This window comes from Pelorhabdus sp. sgz311001 (assembly GCF_055901755.1).
Map to the genome: position 1 here is coordinate 622375 of NZ_JBVXUT010000002.1, position 19577 is coordinate 641951.

The following is a 19577-nucleotide window of genomic DNA, read 5'->3' on the forward strand; positions in this document are numbered from 1 at the left end:
CTTTTATTCCTCTCGTGCTAACATCTCGAAAGAAATCTTACGTAAATCCTCAACTAGCGAATTCTGCACTCCTGCAAGTGCGTAGTGGACGCGGCACTGCCCGCCATTCAAGCGATTGCACCTTTCCGGACCGGCTAGACAACGATGAATATTAATGGGTCCTTCCAGCGCTTCAATAACATCATAAAGCGAAATGTCCGCTGGCAGCTTTGCTAAGGCGTAGCCGCCAACAACGCCGCGGTAAGAACGAATAATACCTCCCTGTGTGAGAGAACGCATAATTTTGAGCAGAAAGCGGGCGGGAATATTCTCCTTTTCAGCCAAAGTCTGACCTCTCACTACCGTATCCGCCGCAAGTTTTGAAAAATGCAAAACGACCCGGAAGGCATAATCAGTTGCTTGATTCAACTGCATCTGCAATCGCCTCCATTCAATACATTACCACTTTGGTATTAATTACATTTTAGCACTTTATTTTTTCTTTTGTCAACCTTTTCTCACAAAAAGATTCCTTGTAAACAAAAGCAATTCTCTCTTATTTCAATAGGATATTTCGCTTGTAGCGAGAAGTGAGCTTTGCCAGCTTTTGCTGCAATTCTTTGGTTAGATCGCCTTGTGTCAGTCTATATTTCCAGTTACCGCCCACAGTGCCCGGCTGATTCATGCGAAATTGACTGTCTAAATTGAGCAAATCCTGTGCTGGAATGACGGCACAGACCGCTTTACTGGCATAGGCAAATTCGATCAGCTTCATCGCCGCAGTTTCTTCGTTGACACTACCAAAGGGGCCTTGTAAACAGCTTTGTTCGTGCGAGGCTGCAAGCATTTCCTGAATCCAGCCGCGCGTCGTATTGTTATCATGCGTTCCCGTATAGACGAAAGAATGACGCGGAATCGCAATCGGTGCACAGCCCGCTTCGGTTTTATAAAAGGAAAAATGCAATACCTTCATGCCTGGCAGCTGGAAAGTCTGTTTCAGTTCCTCCACTGCTTCGGTAATATAACCGAGATCCTCAGCCACAAGCGGTAATATATCACGCCCCTGCTGCAACGCTTGCAGTAGCTTAGCATCAGGCCCCTTGCGCCACTGCCCCGCCTCAGCCGTAAGCGCTCCCGCGGGAATTGAGTAATAGGCTTCAATGCCTCTAAAATGATCAAGCCGCACTAAGTCTACACAGTCTAGCAGTACGCCAAGGCGGCGACGCCACCAGGCAAACCCCTCTGCTTCATGCTTTTCCCAACGATAAAGCGGATTCCCCCAAAGTTGTCCCGTCGCACTGAAATAATCAGGCGGCACGCCGGCCACAGCTACAGGTGTTAACGCTTCGTCAAGTTCAAATAAGTCGGGACGACTCCAGACATCGGCACTGTCGTAAGCCACATATAAGGGCATATCGCCGACAATCACAACGCCTTGCTGCTTGGCATAACGGCGTAAAGCCTGCCACTGCCGAAAAAAGTGATATTGTAGAAAACGTTCAAAACTAATCTCTTCCGCAAGTTCTGCTTTCGCTTTTGCTAAAGCAACTTTCTCGCGATACTTTAATTCTTGCGGCCAAAGACTCCAGGGAGACCCATACCGACGTGACAAGGCGGTAAATAAAACGTAATCTTCAAGCCACTCCCGATTGGTTTCGCTAAAACTAGCTACATCGCTGGAAAAAGCAGCCTTTTGTTTATCATAAATCTTTCGCAACGCCGAAAGCTTCCAAACTTTTGCCGCTTCTAATTCTTGCGGCTGCTGGCTATAGTCCCAAGGCTCACCAGCAAGCTCGCTTAAATCAAGTAATAGCGGATTTCCCGCAAAAGCGGAGGGACATTGATAGGGCGAGTCGCCAAACCCGACGGGATTTAAAGGAAGGATCTGCCACAGCGACTGATTGGCTCCTTGCAAAAAGTCAATAAAGTCATAGGCTTCTTTTCCCAAGGAACCGCAAAGATCTTCTGTTGGCAGCGATGTGGGATGCAATAAAACGCCAGCACGGCGCACGCCTTGTTCACCCTTTTGCTCCTTTGCTTGACTTTCGTCATAAAAAAGTACCTTGCCGCTATACGGGCGAAGCGTCAAAATCACTTGATCGGAATCACTGCGCAGAATCGGTTCTTCAAAGAGAATATCTTCAAAATCAGCTAGCTGCGTCCACTCGATCGGTAAAAGAACCGTTTCCCACTGACTACTGCGATTTAAGACAATAATGGCTTGCTGCACTCCGTCGCTGCGCCGATAGGCATAAACCTGCTCGCCTAAAGCTTTCGCTGTAAGATCTCCCTGACAAAATACCGGGTAGTTCTGACGCAAAGCAGTCAGTTTTTTATACCAAGAAAGCAGTTCCTCATCGGCTTGGCCCCACGGATAGGTCCGTCTGTTTAAGGGATCTTTATAGCCTTCTACGCCAGCCTCATCACCGTAATAAATACAAGGCACGCCGGGAAACGTCATCTGCCACAAAACCAGCAGCTTTAATCGGTTTTTGGCAAGACGGCGTTCTTCTGGCTCCAAAGCACGACGACTCAACTTAGCAATCGGCTCCTCGCCCGTATAAGAAGAGTCACCGAGTAAGGAAAGCGCTCGTGGTACATCATGACTATCAATGAGATTCATGGCGCTGTAAAAGTGTTCCTTGGGATAATTTTCATAAAGGCTCATAAGACGGCGATGCGCGGCGTCAGCGCTAATATGGCCTAACAGAAAGTCCAGCGTAATCCGGCGGAAGGGATAATTCATCGTAGAATCGAGTTCTTTCCCTAACAAATATTCGCGTTTTTCACCATAGCTTTCTTTGCGACTAGCATCTTCCCACACTTCCCCCAGAACAATCGCCTCTGGATCCGTTTCTTTGACGGCCTGACGCAGCTCCTGTAAAAATACCGGCGGCAATTCATCAACCACATCAAGACGCCAGCCTTTAGCTCCGGCCTTCAGCCAACTGCGAATGACACTATTTTGATCACGAATAATGAAGTCTCGGTAACTTTCATTCATTTCTTCTACATTGGGAAGCGTATCAATGCCCCACCAACTTTCATAGTCAGCAGGATACCCCTTAAACCGAAACCAGGAATAAAAAGGCGACGACGGCGACTGGTAGGCGCCAATACTATCATAACGGCCATAGCGATTAAAATAGCGGCTGTCACTGCCAGTATGGCTAAATACGCCATCTAAAATGATATGAATCCCCAGTTTTTCGGCTTCGCGGCAAAGCTGTGTAAACTCTTCCTTCGTACCAAACTGGGGATCCACTTGATGATAATCGCCTGTATCATATTTGTGATTGCTAATGGATTCAAAAATAGGATTGAGATAAAGAATGGTAATCCCGAGATCATAAAGATAAGTCAATTTTTCGCGGATACCGGCTAAGTTACCGCCAAAAAAATCATAAGCCATAATTTCCGTCGTCTGAACATCTTTCGTATACATAGGCGTATCATCCCAGTGGGCATGAACGAGCGCCCCCGGCGGATAGGGTCCCTCTTGTTTGCCGCCGCGGCAAAAACGATCCACAAAAATCTGGTACATAATACCTTGCTTATACCAGTCCGGCACAGTCTGCTGTTCATAGACGGTCAATTGGTATGCTGGCGGCGGCTCTGTCAACAGTTGGCCCTTACCGCCCAAAACTTCCCAATTATTCCCATAGTAATAACGGCAGTTATCAGCTTCCAAGATAAAATAGTACCAAATCAGCCCTGGTCGTTCTACCGTAAAAGAGACCTCATAAAAACCACTGGCATCCAAGGTAAGGGGGAGAATTGTCTCCCCCGTGCCATCTTGCCACAATCGAAGTTGTACCGATTGCCAAAGCGCCTTTTGATCCGTTTCAAGGCGCAAACATACGCGCGTCATAACAGCAACAGCGCCAAAGGGACTGCGATACTGAAGATCCTGTGAGTCGTGAACAACGATCCAACTGTCCATCTGCTTCACCTGCCTGTTTCCTAGCAATTAGTAAACGGGTTGTACTCGCCAAATGCCGATTGCATATTCATTAATCGTCCGATCACTGCTAAACTTACCAGAAAAAGCAATATTATTAATGCCCATCCGCGCCCACAGCGCCTTGTCACGGAAACGGTCAGAAATTTTCTGCTGCGCCTCACGATAGGCCGCAAAATCGCGCAACACAAAATATTCATCACCATGCATAATACCGTCTTGAATCGCTCTAAATTCATCGGGCCCAACTGGTAGGAAACCATTGGTCAATTGATCTAAAACAAGTTTAATCCCGCTGTCGTTTTCATAAATTTCCAGAGGTCGGTAGGAGCCATTCGCGTAGTAGGCTAAAACCTCATCGGCTGTTAAGCCAAAAATGACAATATTATCCTCGCCAACTTCTTCGTAAATCTCAATATTTGCTCCGTCTAAAGTTCCGCAGGTCACAGCTCCGTTCATCATAAACTTCATGTTCCCCGTACCTGACGCTTCTTTGCTTGCTGTGGAAATCTGCTCGCTCACATCGGCGGCGGCAAAAATCATTTCGCCAAGTGACACGCTGTAGTTGCCAATAAAAACAACCTTCAACTTATCATTCACTCGCGGATCATTATTAATTACCTGGGCCACTGTATTAATCAGCTTAATCGTCTGCTTTGCCAAATAATACCCGGGCGCCGCCTTACCAGCAAAGATATAGGTATGAGGCGTTATATCCATGTCAGGATTGGCTAATAAGCGATTATAAAGATCCATGACATGAAGGATATTGAGGCTTTGCCGTTTATAGGCATGAATCCGTTTCACCTGAATATCAAAAATAGAATCTACATCAAGGGTAATTCCATTGACTTTTTCAATATAGTTAGCTAGCCGAATTTTATTTTGTCGCTTAATCTCTCTAAATTTTTCCTGAAAAAGCGGGACCTCGGCAAACTGTGCTAAGCGGCGTAAGTCCGTAGGATGGTGAATCCAACTATCGCCAATGGTTTCAGAAATCAGTTTCGACAGCTTCGGATTGCTCTTAATAAGCCAGCGACGATGAGTAATCCCATTTGTTTTATTATTAAACTTATAGGGATAATGCAGATAAAAATCACGCATAACGTCTTTTTTCAAAATTTCTGTATGAATTTCGGCTACGCCATTGACACTATAGCTGCCAACAACAGACAAATTGGCCATCCGCACAAAACCATCGGCGATAACAGCCATATAATGAATCTTATCCCAATCACCAGGATAATGGTTCCAAAGCTCCCGACAGAACCGTTCATTAATCTCATTGACAATCATATACATCCGCGGCAGCAGCCCTTGGAAAATCTCGATGGGCCATTTTTCCAAAGCTTCTGGCATAATAGTATGATTGGTATAAGAAATTGTATTTGTCGTAATATGCCAAGCCTCATCCCAGTTCAAACCCTCTTCATCCATGAGAATACGCATAAGCTCAGGTACACAGAGCGCGGGATGAGTATCATTAATATGAATCGCAACATGATCCGCTAAATTCATGATGGTCCGATGATGCTTTTTAAAGCGACGAACAATACTTTGAAGTCCTGCAGATACAAAGAAATACTGCTGTTTTAGTCGCAGCACTCGACCTTCGTAAGAAGAATCTTCAGGGTAAAGAATTTCTGAAATGGCCTCGACGGCGTAACGGTATTCCATCGCTTTTTTGTAATCGCCTTTATTGAAAGCCGTATCAGCTGTTTCGGCGCTCCATAATCTAAGCGTATTGACTGTATCGTTTTTATAGCCGATCACGGGAATATCATAGGGCACAGCTAAGACCGTATCATAATCTTTATGGCTAAATTTCGGTTCGTCCGCTGATTCATCCACTTCAATCCGTCCATTAAAATGAACTTCCACTGCTTTATCGGCTTTTCTCAGTTCCCACATATAACCGTTCTTCAACCAGTTATCAGGACTCTCTACCTGAGCGCCATTGACCATTTTTTGTTCAAAAAGACCATACTTATAGCGAATTCCATTGCCGTGACCAGGTAGTTTCAAGGAAGCGAGTGAATCAAGAAAGCAGGCGGCAAGACGGCCTAGACCGCCATTGCCAAGGCCGGCGTCAGCTTCCTGTTCTTCTAGCTTCGTTAAATCGACACCTAACTCATCAAGCCCTTCCTGCCAGGCATCTAAGATTCCCAAATTGAGCATGTTAGAGCCTAAAAGACGGCCGATTAAAAATTCAATCGAAAAATAGTAGACCTGCTTTTCATCGTCGACTTTATAAACAGAGTTCGTATCGACCCATTTCTTTAAAATGAGATCTCGCACTAAAGCGCTCAGAGCTTGATATTCATCAAGCGGCGTCGCCTCTTCTAAGGTTTTTCCCTGAAGCGTCTTCAGCTTGTCCACAAACTGTATTTTAAATTCTTCTTTATCGGCCAACATCATCGTTTTCGCCCTCCCCGCTCATTCGGTTAACTGTTCATACAGGCTAATATACTGACGGGCTGACTGTTCCCAGCTAGAATCATACTTCATAGCGGCGCGAGCCAGTTTATACCAGGTTTTTGAATCCTCACGATACAAATTTAAGGCGCGATTCACTGTATAGAGAAAATCATGGGAACTATAGGGTCCAAAAGTAAAACCATTGCCTTCGCCTGTGGCTTCATTGTAAGAAAGAACCGTATCCTTGAGGCCGCCAGTTTCTCTGACAATAGGTAAACAACCATAGCGCATAGCAATCAGTTGTCCAATACCGCAAGGCTCATACAGCGATGGCATCAAAAAGATATCAGAACCAGCATAAATTTGCCGAGCCAAATGTTCGTCAAAAAAGATCTGCGCTGAGATTTTCTGGGGGTGACGATGATTGGCTATACGGAACATACTCTGATAGGCCTCATCGCCACTGCCCAGTACAATAAGCTGCACATCCTGCGTTAAAAGTTCATCAAGAATCTGAGCCACTAAATCAAGACCTTTAGAAAGATCCATTCTTGTTACCATGGCTAATACAGGGGTCTGCTCATTCACAGGCAGCCCGAGTTTTTCTTGCAGTTGCACCTTATTTTGCAGCTTACGCTTGACTGATTGGCGCGTATAATTCACAAAAAGCGCTGAATCCGTATGAGGATCAAACTCTTCCTGATCAATGCCATTGACAATGCCATAAAGCTCACGGTTTCTCGCTTGCAGTAAGCCATCAAGTTGTTCGCCCCGGCTTCGATGCTGAATTTCTTTCGAATAAGTCGGACTTACCGTTGTTAATAGATCAGAATAGACAAGCCCCGTCTTTAAATAATTTACGTTACCGAAAAACTCCATCTTATCGTCGGTAAGATATTCAGGCCCTAATTCCAAAAACTCCATAATTTCCGGCGGGAAAACCCCTTGGAATCGCAAGTTATGTATCGTAAATACGCTCTTCATATCTTTATAAAGCGGCTCTTGGCTATAGCGTTCCTTCAAATATAAGCTGACAAGACCTGTATGCCAGTCATGGCAATGAAGGATATCTGGCGTAAAATCAAGCAATGGAATACTTTCAAGCGCAGCACGGCAGAAAAAGGCAAACCGTTCCGCATCGTCAAAATAGCCATAGAGGTTTTTCCGTTTAAAATAATACTCATTGTCGACAAAGTAGTAGGTAATACCATGGTAAGTGACTTTTTCAATACCGAGATACTGTTGGCGCCAATTAAGATTCACTGTCGTTTCTGCGACTTTTTCCATAGAATCTTTAAACTGGGCGCCAATACAACCGTATTTGGGCATCATAACTCGTACGTCCAACCCATGTTTGACTAGTTCAACCGGCAAGGACCCCGCGACATCGGCTAATCCGCCGGTTTTCGCAAAAGGAGTTGCCTCCGAAGTTACAAACAGGATTTTTTTCATACTATATCACCGTCCCTTTTTTTATAACCAAAGGATATCGTTTTTCGCCAATTAAGCGTTTGCCCTTGGTAATCTTTACTTCCTTATCGCAAATGACATTTTCTAAAATAGCCCCTTCGCCGATCTCGCAGTTCTGCATGATCAGACTATCGCGAACAGATGCTTCTTTTTGCACTTTCACCCCCCGGAATAAAATCGAATCAGCCACCTGTCCGCCAATTTGGCAGCCATTGGCCACAAGCGATCCTGTTACTTGTGCTGCAGCACGATAAGCAGCAGGCGCTTCATCTTTCACTTTTGTATAAATCAAACCCTTATTGAAAAAGATTTCTTGCCATACATCGGGCCGTAGTAACGCCATATTATGATAATAGTAGCTAACAATGGAATGAATTCTACCAACATAACCGCTATGAGCAAAGCCATAAATATTCAGCTTTTCTAAATTTTTAATGATAAGACCTCTGACAAACTCTCTTTCGCCGCGAGCGATTGATCGGTCTACCAGATCAATCAGCAGTTCCCGGCTCATAAGATACATTCCCATTGCTACTTTGTTCGTCTTCACTTTCGAAGCATTCACTTCCATATCAATCACGCGATGCTCGGCATCAGTCGACAAGGTTGTGCAGTTTATAAAATCGTCATAACCGACAGGCGTCTGATGATAAATCACCGTAATGTCAGCGCCAACAGCTTCATGAAAATCACAGGCTTCGCGAAAATCAATATTGCAGATGCAGCCGCTGCCAGAAAGCAATACGTATTGATCGCGGCTGCGCTGTAAATAGTCAAGATGTTCATAAATACTATGTAAGTCACCAGTATTGCAGACATTTTCCGAGTAAACCGGCGGCAAAATAAACAGGCCGTCGCGTTTTCTAGCCAGATCCCATTCCTTGCCGGAACGCAAGTGATCCATAAGCGAACGATATTTGTCACGCAGCAAAATTCCTACATTGCTGATATCAGAATTGACCATATTCGATAAGGCAAAGTCAATGAGTCGATAGCGGCCACCAAAAGGCAAGGCCGCCAAAGGGCGGTCAATGGTAACCTCCTTGATAAATTCTTCGCTTTCTGTCAAATTAATTAATCCCATTATGCTCCGCATGGCAAACTCCTCTCCGCTATCAGCCAACCTGCTTATTTTTCCCGGCGCCTTTTTTATCGCGCACACGGGCATTTTCTACAACAACCGTTACATTCCGCTTATCATTTTCCACTTCCGTATCGCCCACTTGGCAACCCTCTTCAATCGTCGCTTTGCGGCAAACAATCGCCTTAGTTACTACTGCACCTGGTTCAATGACGGCATAAGGCATAATCACCGAATCAATAATCTTCGCGCCCTCGCCAACGACAACACCAGGAAAAATGACCGAATGCTCTACTTCGCCAAAAATTTGCGACCCTTCACTAATGAGCGCGTCTTTCACTTTGGCTGTTGGTGCAATATAATGCGGCGGTCGTGTTGGATTGACTGAATAAATCCGCCAATTGCGATCATACAAATCAAGCTGCGAATCCCCGCTAAGCAAGTCCATATTCGCTTCCCAAAAACTGTCTACCGTGCCTACATCTTTCCAATAGCCAGAAAACTTGTAGGCAAAGAGTTTATGTTTTTCTTTCAGCAGTTTGGGGATCACATTTTTGCCAAAGTCATGACTTGACTTCGCATCTTTAGCATCTTCCTGCAAGGCCTTTAATAGCGGTTTAACCGTGAAAATATAGACGCCCATGGAAGCGAGATTATTTTTGGGATGTTTCGGTTTTTCTTCAAATTCCTCAATGCGGCCATTATCGGCCGTGTTCATAATACCAAAGCGCGGGGCTTCTTCCCAGGGAACTTCAAACACGGCAATTGTCGCATCAGCCTTCTTCTGACGATGAAAATCCAGCATTTTGCTATAGTCCATTTTATAAATATGATCGCCTGATAAAACCAGGACGTACTCCGCTCCAAATAGTTCAATAAAGTTGATATTTTGATAAATGGCATCAGCTGTTCCTTTATACCATTCACCGCCCTCTTCACTAGCATAAGGTGGGAGTACATAAACACCGCCGTTCTGTCTATCTAAATCCCAAGCACTGCCAATGCCAATATAATTATGGAGAGCTAACGGACGATATTGCGTCAAAACGCCCACTGTATCAATGCCGGAATTATGGCAATTACTTAAAGGGAAATCAATAATTCTGTATTTACCGCCAAATGGTACGGCAGGCTTTGCAAGTTTTTTCGTTAAACTCCCGAGTCTGCTGCCCTGGCCGCCAGCCAAGATCATAGCAATGCATTCTTTTGCTTTCATAAACATCCTCCTTTGGATACTTTCGCCTCTGGCGTAAGCTTTACGGTAAAGTATACAGTAGCAAGGGGAGGCAAAGTAGCCACAATGGAATAAGGCTTGCCATGCCATGACACCTTCTCCGCCTGCAAGGGCTGATTTCTTTGACCTGATCCCCCAAATTCAGGCCAGTCACTATTGAGAGTTTCTTCATATAGACCATCAAAAGGTACGCCAAACCGATAGGCAGCTCTGACCACAGGGGTAAAATTACATGCTACAATGATAAGTTCGCTAGGTTTTGCTGTTTTTCGCATGAAGATAATAATGCTCTTATTAAAATCCGTGTGATCAACCCACTCTAAGCCCTGCCAATTGTCATCAAACAGCCATAAAGCGCGCTGCTCGCGATAGCAATGGTTGAGTTTTGCCACAAAAGTCTGCAGCCTGCTATGCATATCATATTCAAGCAGATGCCAGTCTAGACTCTTGCCTTCATCCCATTCAATAAACTGACCAAATTCACCGCCCATGAAGAGCAGCTTTTTCCCGGGATGAGCCATCATATAACCGTAAAAAGCCCTGAGATTGGCAAACTTCTGCCAGTAATCACCGGGCATTTTACTCAAAAGAGATTTCTTGCCATGAACCACTTCGTCATGTGATAACGGCAACACATAGTTTTCTGAAAAAGCGTACATAAAGGAAAAGGTCAGATGATGATGCAGCCATTTACGAAAAATCGAATCAGCTTCCATATACTTGAGTATGTCATTCATCCAACCCATATTCCATTTATAAGTAAAGCCAAGACCGCCCACATACGTCGGTTTTGTAACAAGCGGCCATGCTGTCGATTCCTCAGCCATTAACAAAGGATCCGCTACATGTTCATAAACAGTACTATTAATTTTCTGGATTAAGCCAATCGCTTCTAAGTTCTCGCGACCGCCATACTTATTGGGCGTCCAACTTGTTTTATTGCCATAATCCAGATAGAGCATACTGGCTACCGCATCAATGCGCAAACCATCTATATGATAGGTTTCAAACCAAAAGAGAGCATTTGAAGTTAGAAAGCTTTGTACTTCCGTTCGCCCATAGTCAAAATTTGCTGTTCCCCATTGAGGATTTTCCGCTAAAAATGCATTACCTGATTCAAACAGCGGTTCACCGTCAAAGCAACGCAAACCATGGTCATCACGACAAAAATGCGCCGGAACCCAATCTAAAATTACACCAAGCTTAGCTTTATGACACTCATTGACAAAATGCATAAAGTCATGAGGTGAGCCATAACGGCTGGTCAGTGAAAAATAACCGGTGCTTTGATATCCCCAGGAAGCGTCTAAAGGATGCTCCGTAAGGGGCATAAGTTCAATATGGGTATAGCCCATTTCCTGTACATAAGGAATTAGTTCTTTCGCTAAATCACGATAGGTCAAAAAACCGCCATCATCATGGCGGCGCCATGAACCGGCATGAACCTCATAAATAACCATAGGCTTGCTGCGCGACTCGCCTGTTTTCTTCTGCGCCTGATATGCCTGATCCGTCCAAGAAAACCCAGATAAGTCAACCACGACAGAAGCGGTTAGCGGCCTTATTTCGCTAGCAAAAGCAAAAGGGTCCGCTTTTGTTAAAACAGCTCCATTCGGAGCGGTAATTTCATATTTATAAAGAGCTCCGACAGAAACCTCAGGAATCCATAAGGACCAAAGCTGATCAGAAATTTTAACTAGTGGGTGCGCCAAGGAGGACCAGCCATTAAAGTCGCCGATTACACTTACCGCTCTAGCATGAGGCGCCCACACAGTAAAACGAACACCTGCTACACCGTTTTCCGCCATAATATGGGCGCCAAAAAAATTCTGACAGCGCACATGATTGCCTTCATGAAACAGATGAATATCTAAATCTCCTGGTTTACTTGCTTTCATTAGAACACCTACCTTTTCGTGTCCATCACGAGAAAACTTTTTTCGGTAAATCAAAAGGTTTATTATGTATTACTTTGTCAAAATTACAGAAATCCCTTTATTTTCCCTAGGTTTTTTTGTAAATCACCTAAGGAAAAAGGACGAAAACACCCCAAGACTGTATCTGACTGTTTTCGTCCTTTTATCATACTAAGTTGTAGTTTGGTGACCGTCCCAGTTTGGCTGGAGCCGAATCCATGCCGCTACGGACTGAATCATTGTCGCGGCAAAATCATCAAGCGAAACCCCTCTTGCCAAAGCATCACTATTGGTAATCATAAACAGCAAACGATCATCGTAATAAATCCCAATGCCGGTATCTTCATTGCTAGCAAAGAGCCGATCGGTTGTGAGTTGCGGGCGAAGCGTTAACTGATATAGCTGCCCTGCCGCACTGTAAGCCCGGTATAAAGGATCGCTACCATTTAATACATTCGTAAAAGGCGGCAATGACCAATCCCCCTCGTACACAACGCCAGTAAGCCCGACCGCTTTCGCATAAGGGTGAATTTTAGCATCAACTAAATATTTCTTCGCCAGCCGAATCCGTTCCTTACTTTCAGGATGATCGGAAAAAAGATCTTGCGAATCTTTCGGTTCCAGTACAGCCAGCTTTTCGAGTCCCATGAGCATACTATAGGGGCTATACCCGGCTTTCGTACTATGAATAAATCCTAAATAATCGGCTTCCCGTTCATCACCGCGGCTATGACCAGCCATAACGGCTTCCATAAAAGCGGCTTGGGCCATAGCGCCTCTACCTTGTGTCAAAATGGCCAGTAGAATCGTCATGGTCGTACCTTGTTCCATTTCAGTAATCGTATGACGTTTTACAATATGACCGATTTCATGGCCAAGTACACCGGCCAATTCATCATCAGATGGCATCAAATCAATGAGCCCTTTATACACATAGATGAAGCCACCGGGAACGGCAAAAGCATTCACATCTTTAGAATCAAGCACCTTAAAGGTATAAGAAAGGTTGGGCCGATCACTCACTGCAGCCAGGCTTGCGCCAATTCGCTGCACCCTAGCCTGCAGTAGCGGATCTTTTACCAACGGAATTTGTCTTTCTACCTCTTGGGAAATTTTTTGGCCCCACTGTACTTCGTCTTCTGTCGACATGGCCGCTACTACAGTTGTCTGTCCGGAAATATATAAGAAACAAAAAACAAAAGAAAGCGCCAACAGTCTCTTTCGCCATACTAGCCAAAAATGTCCCCATTCCCTCATAATTACCTCACACTTCTATAGAAAGCTCTTATTTTAGCTGTGAGTCTGTTCTTGCTTCAGAAAAGACCATAAAGCCAGAATAATTGCTGTCGTTTTGCCTTGTGCTAAAGAATCAAGTAATTTTTGCCGTGTTTTTTGTTTATGCTGACGAAACGCTGTCGCCAGTTCCTTATGGTAGGCTGCCGTGATCTTGCCTTCTTGCGCCAAACGCCGCATTTGTTCTGCCAAAAAGAAAACTTCTCGGAACGGCTGATACAGTTGGGTGATCTGATCCAATTGGTCTAATGCGGACGCTTTTAGCGGTGACGCACCGATCTTCTTTAAAAATCGCCAAATAAATTTATCCCACAACTGAAAAACCGTCTCTGCCGCTAGACGACTGCCGCCACTAGCGCAAAAAGCAGCCTCGGCCTCAGCAAAGCTCAGTAACAGCGACAAAGTATCTTCACCAGTCACTTTGCTTTCCGTCACAGGAAGCCCTGCGGCAGTCAGGCCGCGCTGGAATTTGCTGCGTTTTTCTAATTGCAAACTGTAGGTTTTCGCTAGCAGTGCGCCTAATTCTAATAGATCACTGGCATCGCCTTCTTTTAGTTCCAACTCTAGTTCTGCCAGTTCATCCGTTTTCTCTTTTCCCACAATCGTCCCTTGATCGACGGCCGCTTCAATCAAACTATCGCCATAACGCAGTAAGAGCCGATGCCGTAAAAACTCTGTTGTAAACAGCGGCTCAAGGCTCGCTTCTTTTACGGTAGTGGTCAACAATGGATAAATAACTGTATTTTGAAATGCTCCAACAGAGGCCTCTGGAGCTGTCAGATCTACATTCCACTCCTGTCGCTCATGAAGACCACCACTGCTTTTTCCGCCGCCTTTTACTGTTGCTTCATAAGCGACACCCGCTTTGCGAACCCGAAAAGTCAGGCGACTCTTAAGCAAAGATTTATCCGGCGTATCATAATAAGTAGAAAGCAGCATATCTTTTTGCCACGATTCCACTGAAAAAGTCTCCAGGACGGGATCTTGCACTAAGGCCGCAATTTCCTCTGGCCGATTCATGCGGAGTTTTAATTCAATTTCTTGTCCTACACTCATTGTTCTTGGTATCCTTTCTGCAGCGCCTTAAGTCTCTCCTGCTTTATAGTAAAGAAACCTGGCGTCCAATATAGGCCTTTATATTAAATTTTCGTTTCAAACCGCCCTCGCTCATGTAGCGGATTTTACCAAAGATGGCGCGATTGGCAAAAGCGCGGTCATGAACGCCGCCAATACTCCAAGATAGACCAGCATAGCCGTTAGGATCCCGTCCATCCAAGGCATATTTATCATTTAAGTAAATGCCAAAAGACAGCGCTTCTTCCGGCGAAGTCGTCCATTCTAGCAATTTTTTCGCCCAATACATTCTGAGATAACCGTGCAGATGGCCTGTCGCTACAAGATCTGATTGCATCCTGTTCCAAAGCGGATCATGGGTCGCCGCCGCTGCTAACGCTTCTAAAGAATAAAGATAAGGCCGCACATCGCTTTGATGCTCAGCTAAAGTCGCCTTAGCCCAGTTTGGAAAAGCTACTGTACTATCATAGTTCTCTTGATAATAGCAAAAATTGTCGGCCAGTTCACGTCTCACGATCAATTCTTCCAAAAATCCTTCAACCGAGGCGCCGCTACCGGATTGTAACGCTTCCCAGGCAGCCCGCTGCGGTGCAATTTGCCCAAAATGAAAATAGGGCGACAAACCAGATTGTCCTTCTTGCAGCGGATTATTGCGATCTTGTTCGTAAGCTTTCAGCTTTTCCTGTAAAAAATACTCCAGGACTTGCCTGCCCGCCTGTGAACCAGGCAATAACTTTACCGCGCCGACGGCTAAATCAAGCCGCAAAAATTTTCTTAGCTGCGTCCAGTCAGTAAGCGGCAATTCTTTATCAGAGACATAAGGATGCTCTTTCAGCGATGGAAAATCCGTCAAAAACGCCGATAACAACCGATGCAGCTTTGGTCTAATTGTATAAGCGCCGTATTCCGCTTTCGCTGAAGCTAGCCAACAAGGAACCATATTATGACCGTCAACTTGATAAAAAGGAACCTTTACCCCGTCGATTACCTGACTCAGCCAAGCTTGCTTAATTTTTAAGGGATCAAAATCGGTTACGACTAGCCGTGCTGCCACCGAGACAAAATACCGAATCAAATCCTTTATATCACCTGTTACCACTGTAAAAGAAATCTGCTTTTCGCGAAGCCGGGCTTCCGTCTCAGCAAGTCCTCGCAACATAAAATCATATTGTCGCAGCGTCGCCCCAAGAAAGGCTGGCGCGAGATAAAAGACTACTAAGAGTGGCGCTTGTCGCTCTAAGGCCTTCTGTTGGGCAAACAACAACGGCCAATTATCATCAGCTCGCTGTTCCCGACTCATCCAGTAGATAACTGGTCCTGTACCCTCTTGGCCCGCTTGCAGCAGTCTCGCTCTCTGTTCCATCATCACAGCCTCACTCTAGTTTCAAAATACTTACATGACAATCGCTTCCATTGCCGCCGCAACAGCAGCGCCAATACCTGAGCCATCTTTACATAAAGTAAGTTCAATCCGCTCAGCCTTTTCCCCGAAGAGACGCACTAGGCCTTCACACACCAGTTTAGAGTATCCTGGCATTTTCTCATATAAAGACCCGTCAATGGCAATTCGCTGGGACAGTCTTAGCTTCGGATCATGATAGCGCAAAATTCCTGCAAAAGACGCTGCAGCAAGTAAAGCGGAACGATCAACCAGTTTTTGCGCAACCTCGCAAAGCAGCGCAGACTCGCTTGCCGTAACTATAATACCGTACCTTGCAGCTATAGCTTGTGCCTGCTCTGGCGCTTGTAACAACGCCGCCAAGGCCGCGCCGGAAAAATCTGGTGTGCAGGAAACTTCTCGTTGCGTCAAATCGGACAAAACAATAGTCGCCAGTTTTCCCAAATAGCCGCCGGAAACTGCTTTCTCTAAGTGTTGCGCTCCAGGACAATCACTGTTAGCATCAAGCTGTCGATCCCATGCGGTTGCGGGAATCAAAGAAAAGTTACCTGATTCTAAATTGACGATCTCTGTCCTCCCCGCCTTCTCGCTAACGCAACAACTATTGAAGCCAGTGCCGCAAATGACCCCGATCGTCACATTTTCCGTCAAATAAGATGCAGCAAGTAAGGTCGCTACGGTATCATTCAATACGGCTACTGGCTGAATCTGGCCTAATGAGCGTTCCAAAAGAGCCGCTTTGAGCAAATTCGTCACATCTTGCCCAACAACACCGCTTGTGCGAATTTCTTTGGTCCAAGCAAGTAGCACAGCTTCATTTTTCATTGTTTGCTGAAAAGGAAAAGAAAACGTATGGCCAAGAAAATAGGGGTTCTCTGGTTCAACAAAAGCGGCAATTTTATCAGCAATCGCCCCAAAAAGCTCCGCGCCCGTTCTTTCGCTACTTGTATAATCAGCGTATTCGCTTTTCAAGGGAAAAAGAATCTGTCGTTTACTTTGAAACCGTCTCGCACCTAATAGTTCTACTTCCAGTAGTCTGACATTGGTACCGCCAAAATCAAGCGTTAAAAAGGTACCTCTCTCCTGCCCTGTAGCCGGAGACAAATAGGACGAAAGCATTTTAAAGTCAGAAGATTTTCCTAGATCCTTCCGCTCCATTTGCTGACAAAAGTCTGCTGCCATTGCTTCAAGCTGTTCATCTGTGAGGATTAAACTCTTAAGCGCTGCTGCCGTCATGGGCCAGCCTCCTAATCTCTACACAATTATCCGACAAGGTGCTTCCTTCACCCAAATCAGTTAAGTTCGGCGATAATAATGCATTAACAGATCGGCCCGAAAGAGTATCTGCCAGTCGCCATACGCCTTCGGCGACAACGGTTCCCGCCAACACTTTCCCTGGCCTTATTTCAGCAATAAATTGAGCACTACCCCAAGGGTTAAACACTTCAAGTAAATCACCATTTTGTATTTGACGAGCTGTTGCATCAGCTTCATTCATAAGTAAAGTCATGTTGCCGCGCCGCTGCCTTAGCCGCTGTTGTTCCGTAAAAGTTGAATTCAGTGTATAAACACTAGGCGCAATAACCAGGTGCAAGGTTCCTTCGCCGCCGTAAGGGGAAATATAGCGAGGCATTGGTTCAGCTAACTGCTCATTATAGATTTCGATCTTACCTGAAGGCGTCCTAAAATCAAGCTTTAGGTTTTCCCCTAAATTAGGCGTTAGGGCCTTTCCTTCTTGCCATACTCTTGCTGCTAAACCCTCACGCAGCTTATTAGGAATTTCCCATACATGATCAATGAGCGTATCCGCTTCTTGCGTAAAAAAGGGATCATCAATTCCCATATACTTTGCAAGGAGACAGAACACGTCCCAATTTGACTTACTCTCGCCGAGGGGGTTAATAACCGGATAGGAGCGTTGCAGATAATGGTGACCATAGGCGCGATAAAAATCACTGTGCTCCGCCGATGTCGTAGCAGGTAATATTATATCAGCCAGCTTGGCCGTATCAGTCATAAACCGTTCATGCACAACAGTAAATAAATCTTCTCGCAACAGCCCTTCTATTACGCGATTTTGGTCAGGACAAACAGCCGCCGGATTACAATTATAGACATAGAGACTATAAATTGGCGGTTTCTCCTCACACAAGGCCTTTCCCAACTGATTCATATTAATCATACGAGTCGGCTTGTCGATAAAATCCTCCCGCGTAATGGCGTCTGCCGCAAAGGCCTGTTTCATGCTTGTGCTATTAAAACAGCCGCCGCCACGTACTTGCCACGCTCCCGTTAGCGCGGGCAACAGTGAGATTGTCCGTATCGTCATTGCGCCATTGCCATAACGACTCATACCACTCCCGATTTGAATGTACGAGGCCTGCGCCTTACCATATTCCTCCGCTAATTTTCGAATAATTGGCGCTGATACGCCAGTAATAAGAGCTACGTTCTCCGGATCATACTGTGGCAGAATTTCCTTAGAAAATTGATCATAGCCTAAAACATATTTGTCGATAAAATTCCGATTTACATAACCTAACGCTTTGAGCATATACATAATGCCTAAAGCCAAGGCGCCATCAGTACCGGGCTTAACTAAAATGACCTCATCAGCTAAAGCAGCGGTCGGCGTATGATAAGTTTCAATCAATATAACTTTAGCCCCACGGGCTTTTGCTGCTCTTAAGTCCTGAATAAAATGATAATTTGTAGCTACCGCATTCAATCCCCAAATGATAATATAATCGCTATAAGCGGCTTCTTTCGGGTCCATTCCCTGCGTTTTTCCCATTAAAGCTTCCCAGCCAGCGCCTTTGGCGGGAGAACAAATTGTTCGAATCAAACGGGAAGCGCCGATTTTATGAAAAAAGGCATGCCCCGCATTGGTCTGCAACATTCCCATGGTTCCCGCATAAGAATAAGGCAAAATGGCTTCTGCGCCATGCTCTTGAATCAAGGCTTTCCACCGTTGTGCAATAAGGTCTAAAGCCGCTTCCCAGGAAATGGGCTCAAATTGGCCGGTGCCCTTCGGTCCGCTGCGACGGAGCGGCTGCAATAAACGATCTTTAGCATAAATGGTTTTATGATATAAACTCATTTTACCGCATATCTGACCTCGTGTATAAGGATGATCGCCATCGCCATTGACTGCAATAATTTTGTCGTTTTCCACAGTCATGGTTAAGCCGCACGCATCAGGGCAATCGAAGGGGCAAACTGATCGTTTTATTTCTACTGCCATATTACTCCGCCTTTCGAAAGAAAAACCAATGAACCTTCTGTCCATTGGTTTGTTATTTGTACCTATTTTATACGACATTGATTTAACAGTTCCTGCCGACTTGCTAGTCAAAACGTAGAAAAGTGATATGTTGTCAACATGTTGTGGATAACATGTGTATAAGTCGTTAATAACCTGTTGAATTTTTGGGATATTATGTGGAAAACAAGGCAAGTTATGCACAGTATATCCACATCTTGTGGTTTAAAAATAATACAAGCTTAACATTTAGTTAACAAATGCTTGTAATTAACTATTTTAATACATTTTAAGCTTTATTGTTAGGTTATAACTATCAAATGCAATAAATCTATAAATTTTATGTACAACAAAAAACCACTTCTTTACGAAGTGGTTTTTTGAAATCAGCAACTATCTATCCTCCCAGGCCGTCGCCAGCCAAGTACTTTCGACGTATATGGGCTTAACTTCTGTGTTCGGGATGGGAACAGGTGGAACCCCATAGCTA

The 19577-nt window shown here is 44.9% G+C and carries 12 protein-coding genes and 1 rRNA gene; all 13 read right to left on the reverse strand.

Translation table 11 applies throughout. The features are described 5' to 3' along the window. Positions 1-3: 3 nt before the first annotated feature. The gene (locus AC0MXB_RS08785) at positions 4-414 is read right to left on the reverse strand and encodes an RrF2 family transcriptional regulator (RefSeq protein WP_474039283.1); all 411 of its coding nucleotides are present in this window, start codon (positions 412-414) and stop codon (positions 4-6) included. Between the two features lie 121 nt (positions 415-535). Beyond that, positions 536-3922, reverse strand: coding sequence for a 4-alpha-glucanotransferase (gene malQ, locus AC0MXB_RS08790; RefSeq protein WP_474039284.1), 3387 nt, complete (start codon positions 3920-3922; stop codon positions 536-538). 27 nt (positions 3923-3949) lie between these two features. Then, positions 3950-6355, reverse strand: a complete 2406-nt coding sequence (locus AC0MXB_RS08795) for a glycogen/starch/alpha-glucan phosphorylase (protein WP_474039308.1) — start codon at positions 6353-6355, stop codon at positions 3950-3952. Positions 6356-6376: 21 nt separating this feature from the next. Then, complete coding sequence (gene glgA / locus AC0MXB_RS08800) at positions 6377-7810, reverse strand: glycogen synthase GlgA (RefSeq protein ID WP_474039285.1); 1434 nt, start codon at positions 7808-7810, stop codon at positions 6377-6379. Position 7811: 1 nt separating this feature from the next. Beyond that, positions 7812-8924, reverse strand: coding sequence for a glucose-1-phosphate adenylyltransferase subunit GlgD (gene glgD / locus AC0MXB_RS08805; RefSeq protein ID WP_474039286.1), 1113 nt, complete (start codon positions 8922-8924; stop codon positions 7812-7814). 19 nt (positions 8925-8943) lie between these two features. Beyond that, positions 8944-10125, reverse strand: a complete 1182-nt coding sequence (locus AC0MXB_RS08810; protein WP_474039287.1) for a glucose-1-phosphate adenylyltransferase — start codon at positions 10123-10125, stop codon at positions 8944-8946. After that, a complete protein-coding gene (glgB, locus tag AC0MXB_RS08815) occupies positions 10122-12041 on the reverse strand; it encodes a 1,4-alpha-glucan branching protein GlgB (protein ID WP_474039288.1) in 1920 nt (639 codons plus the stop codon). The genes AC0MXB_RS08810 and glgB overlap by 4 nt, the downstream gene beginning before the upstream one ends. Positions 12042-12230: 189 nt before the next feature. Beyond that, a complete protein-coding gene (locus AC0MXB_RS08820) occupies positions 12231-13316 on the reverse strand; it encodes a M48 family metallopeptidase (RefSeq protein WP_474039289.1) in 1086 nt (361 codons plus the stop codon). A gap of 33 nt (positions 13317-13349) precedes the next feature. Then, positions 13350-14408, reverse strand: a complete 1059-nt coding sequence (locus tag AC0MXB_RS08825) for a CYTH domain-containing protein (RefSeq protein WP_474039290.1) — start codon at positions 14406-14408, stop codon at positions 13350-13352. A 43-nt stretch (positions 14409-14451) separates the two neighbouring features. Then, positions 14452-15792 (reverse strand): deoxyribodipyrimidine photo-lyase, encoded by a 1341-nt coding sequence (locus AC0MXB_RS08830; protein ID WP_474039291.1) that lies wholly within the window; start codon positions 15790-15792, stop codon positions 14452-14454. 27 nt (positions 15793-15819) lie between these two features. Beyond that, complete coding sequence (locus tag AC0MXB_RS08835) at positions 15820-17061, reverse strand: hexokinase family protein (RefSeq protein ID WP_474039292.1); 1242 nt, start codon at positions 17059-17061, stop codon at positions 15820-15822. Then, positions 17042-19069, reverse strand: a complete 2028-nt coding sequence (locus AC0MXB_RS08840) for a molybdopterin-dependent oxidoreductase (RefSeq protein ID WP_474039293.1) — start codon at positions 19067-19069, stop codon at positions 17042-17044. The genes AC0MXB_RS08835 and AC0MXB_RS08840 overlap by 20 nt, the downstream gene beginning before the upstream one ends. 402 nt (positions 19070-19471) lie before the next feature. Next, a 5S ribosomal RNA gene (rrf, locus tag AC0MXB_RS08845) occupies positions 19472-19577 on the reverse strand; the annotation flags it as partial.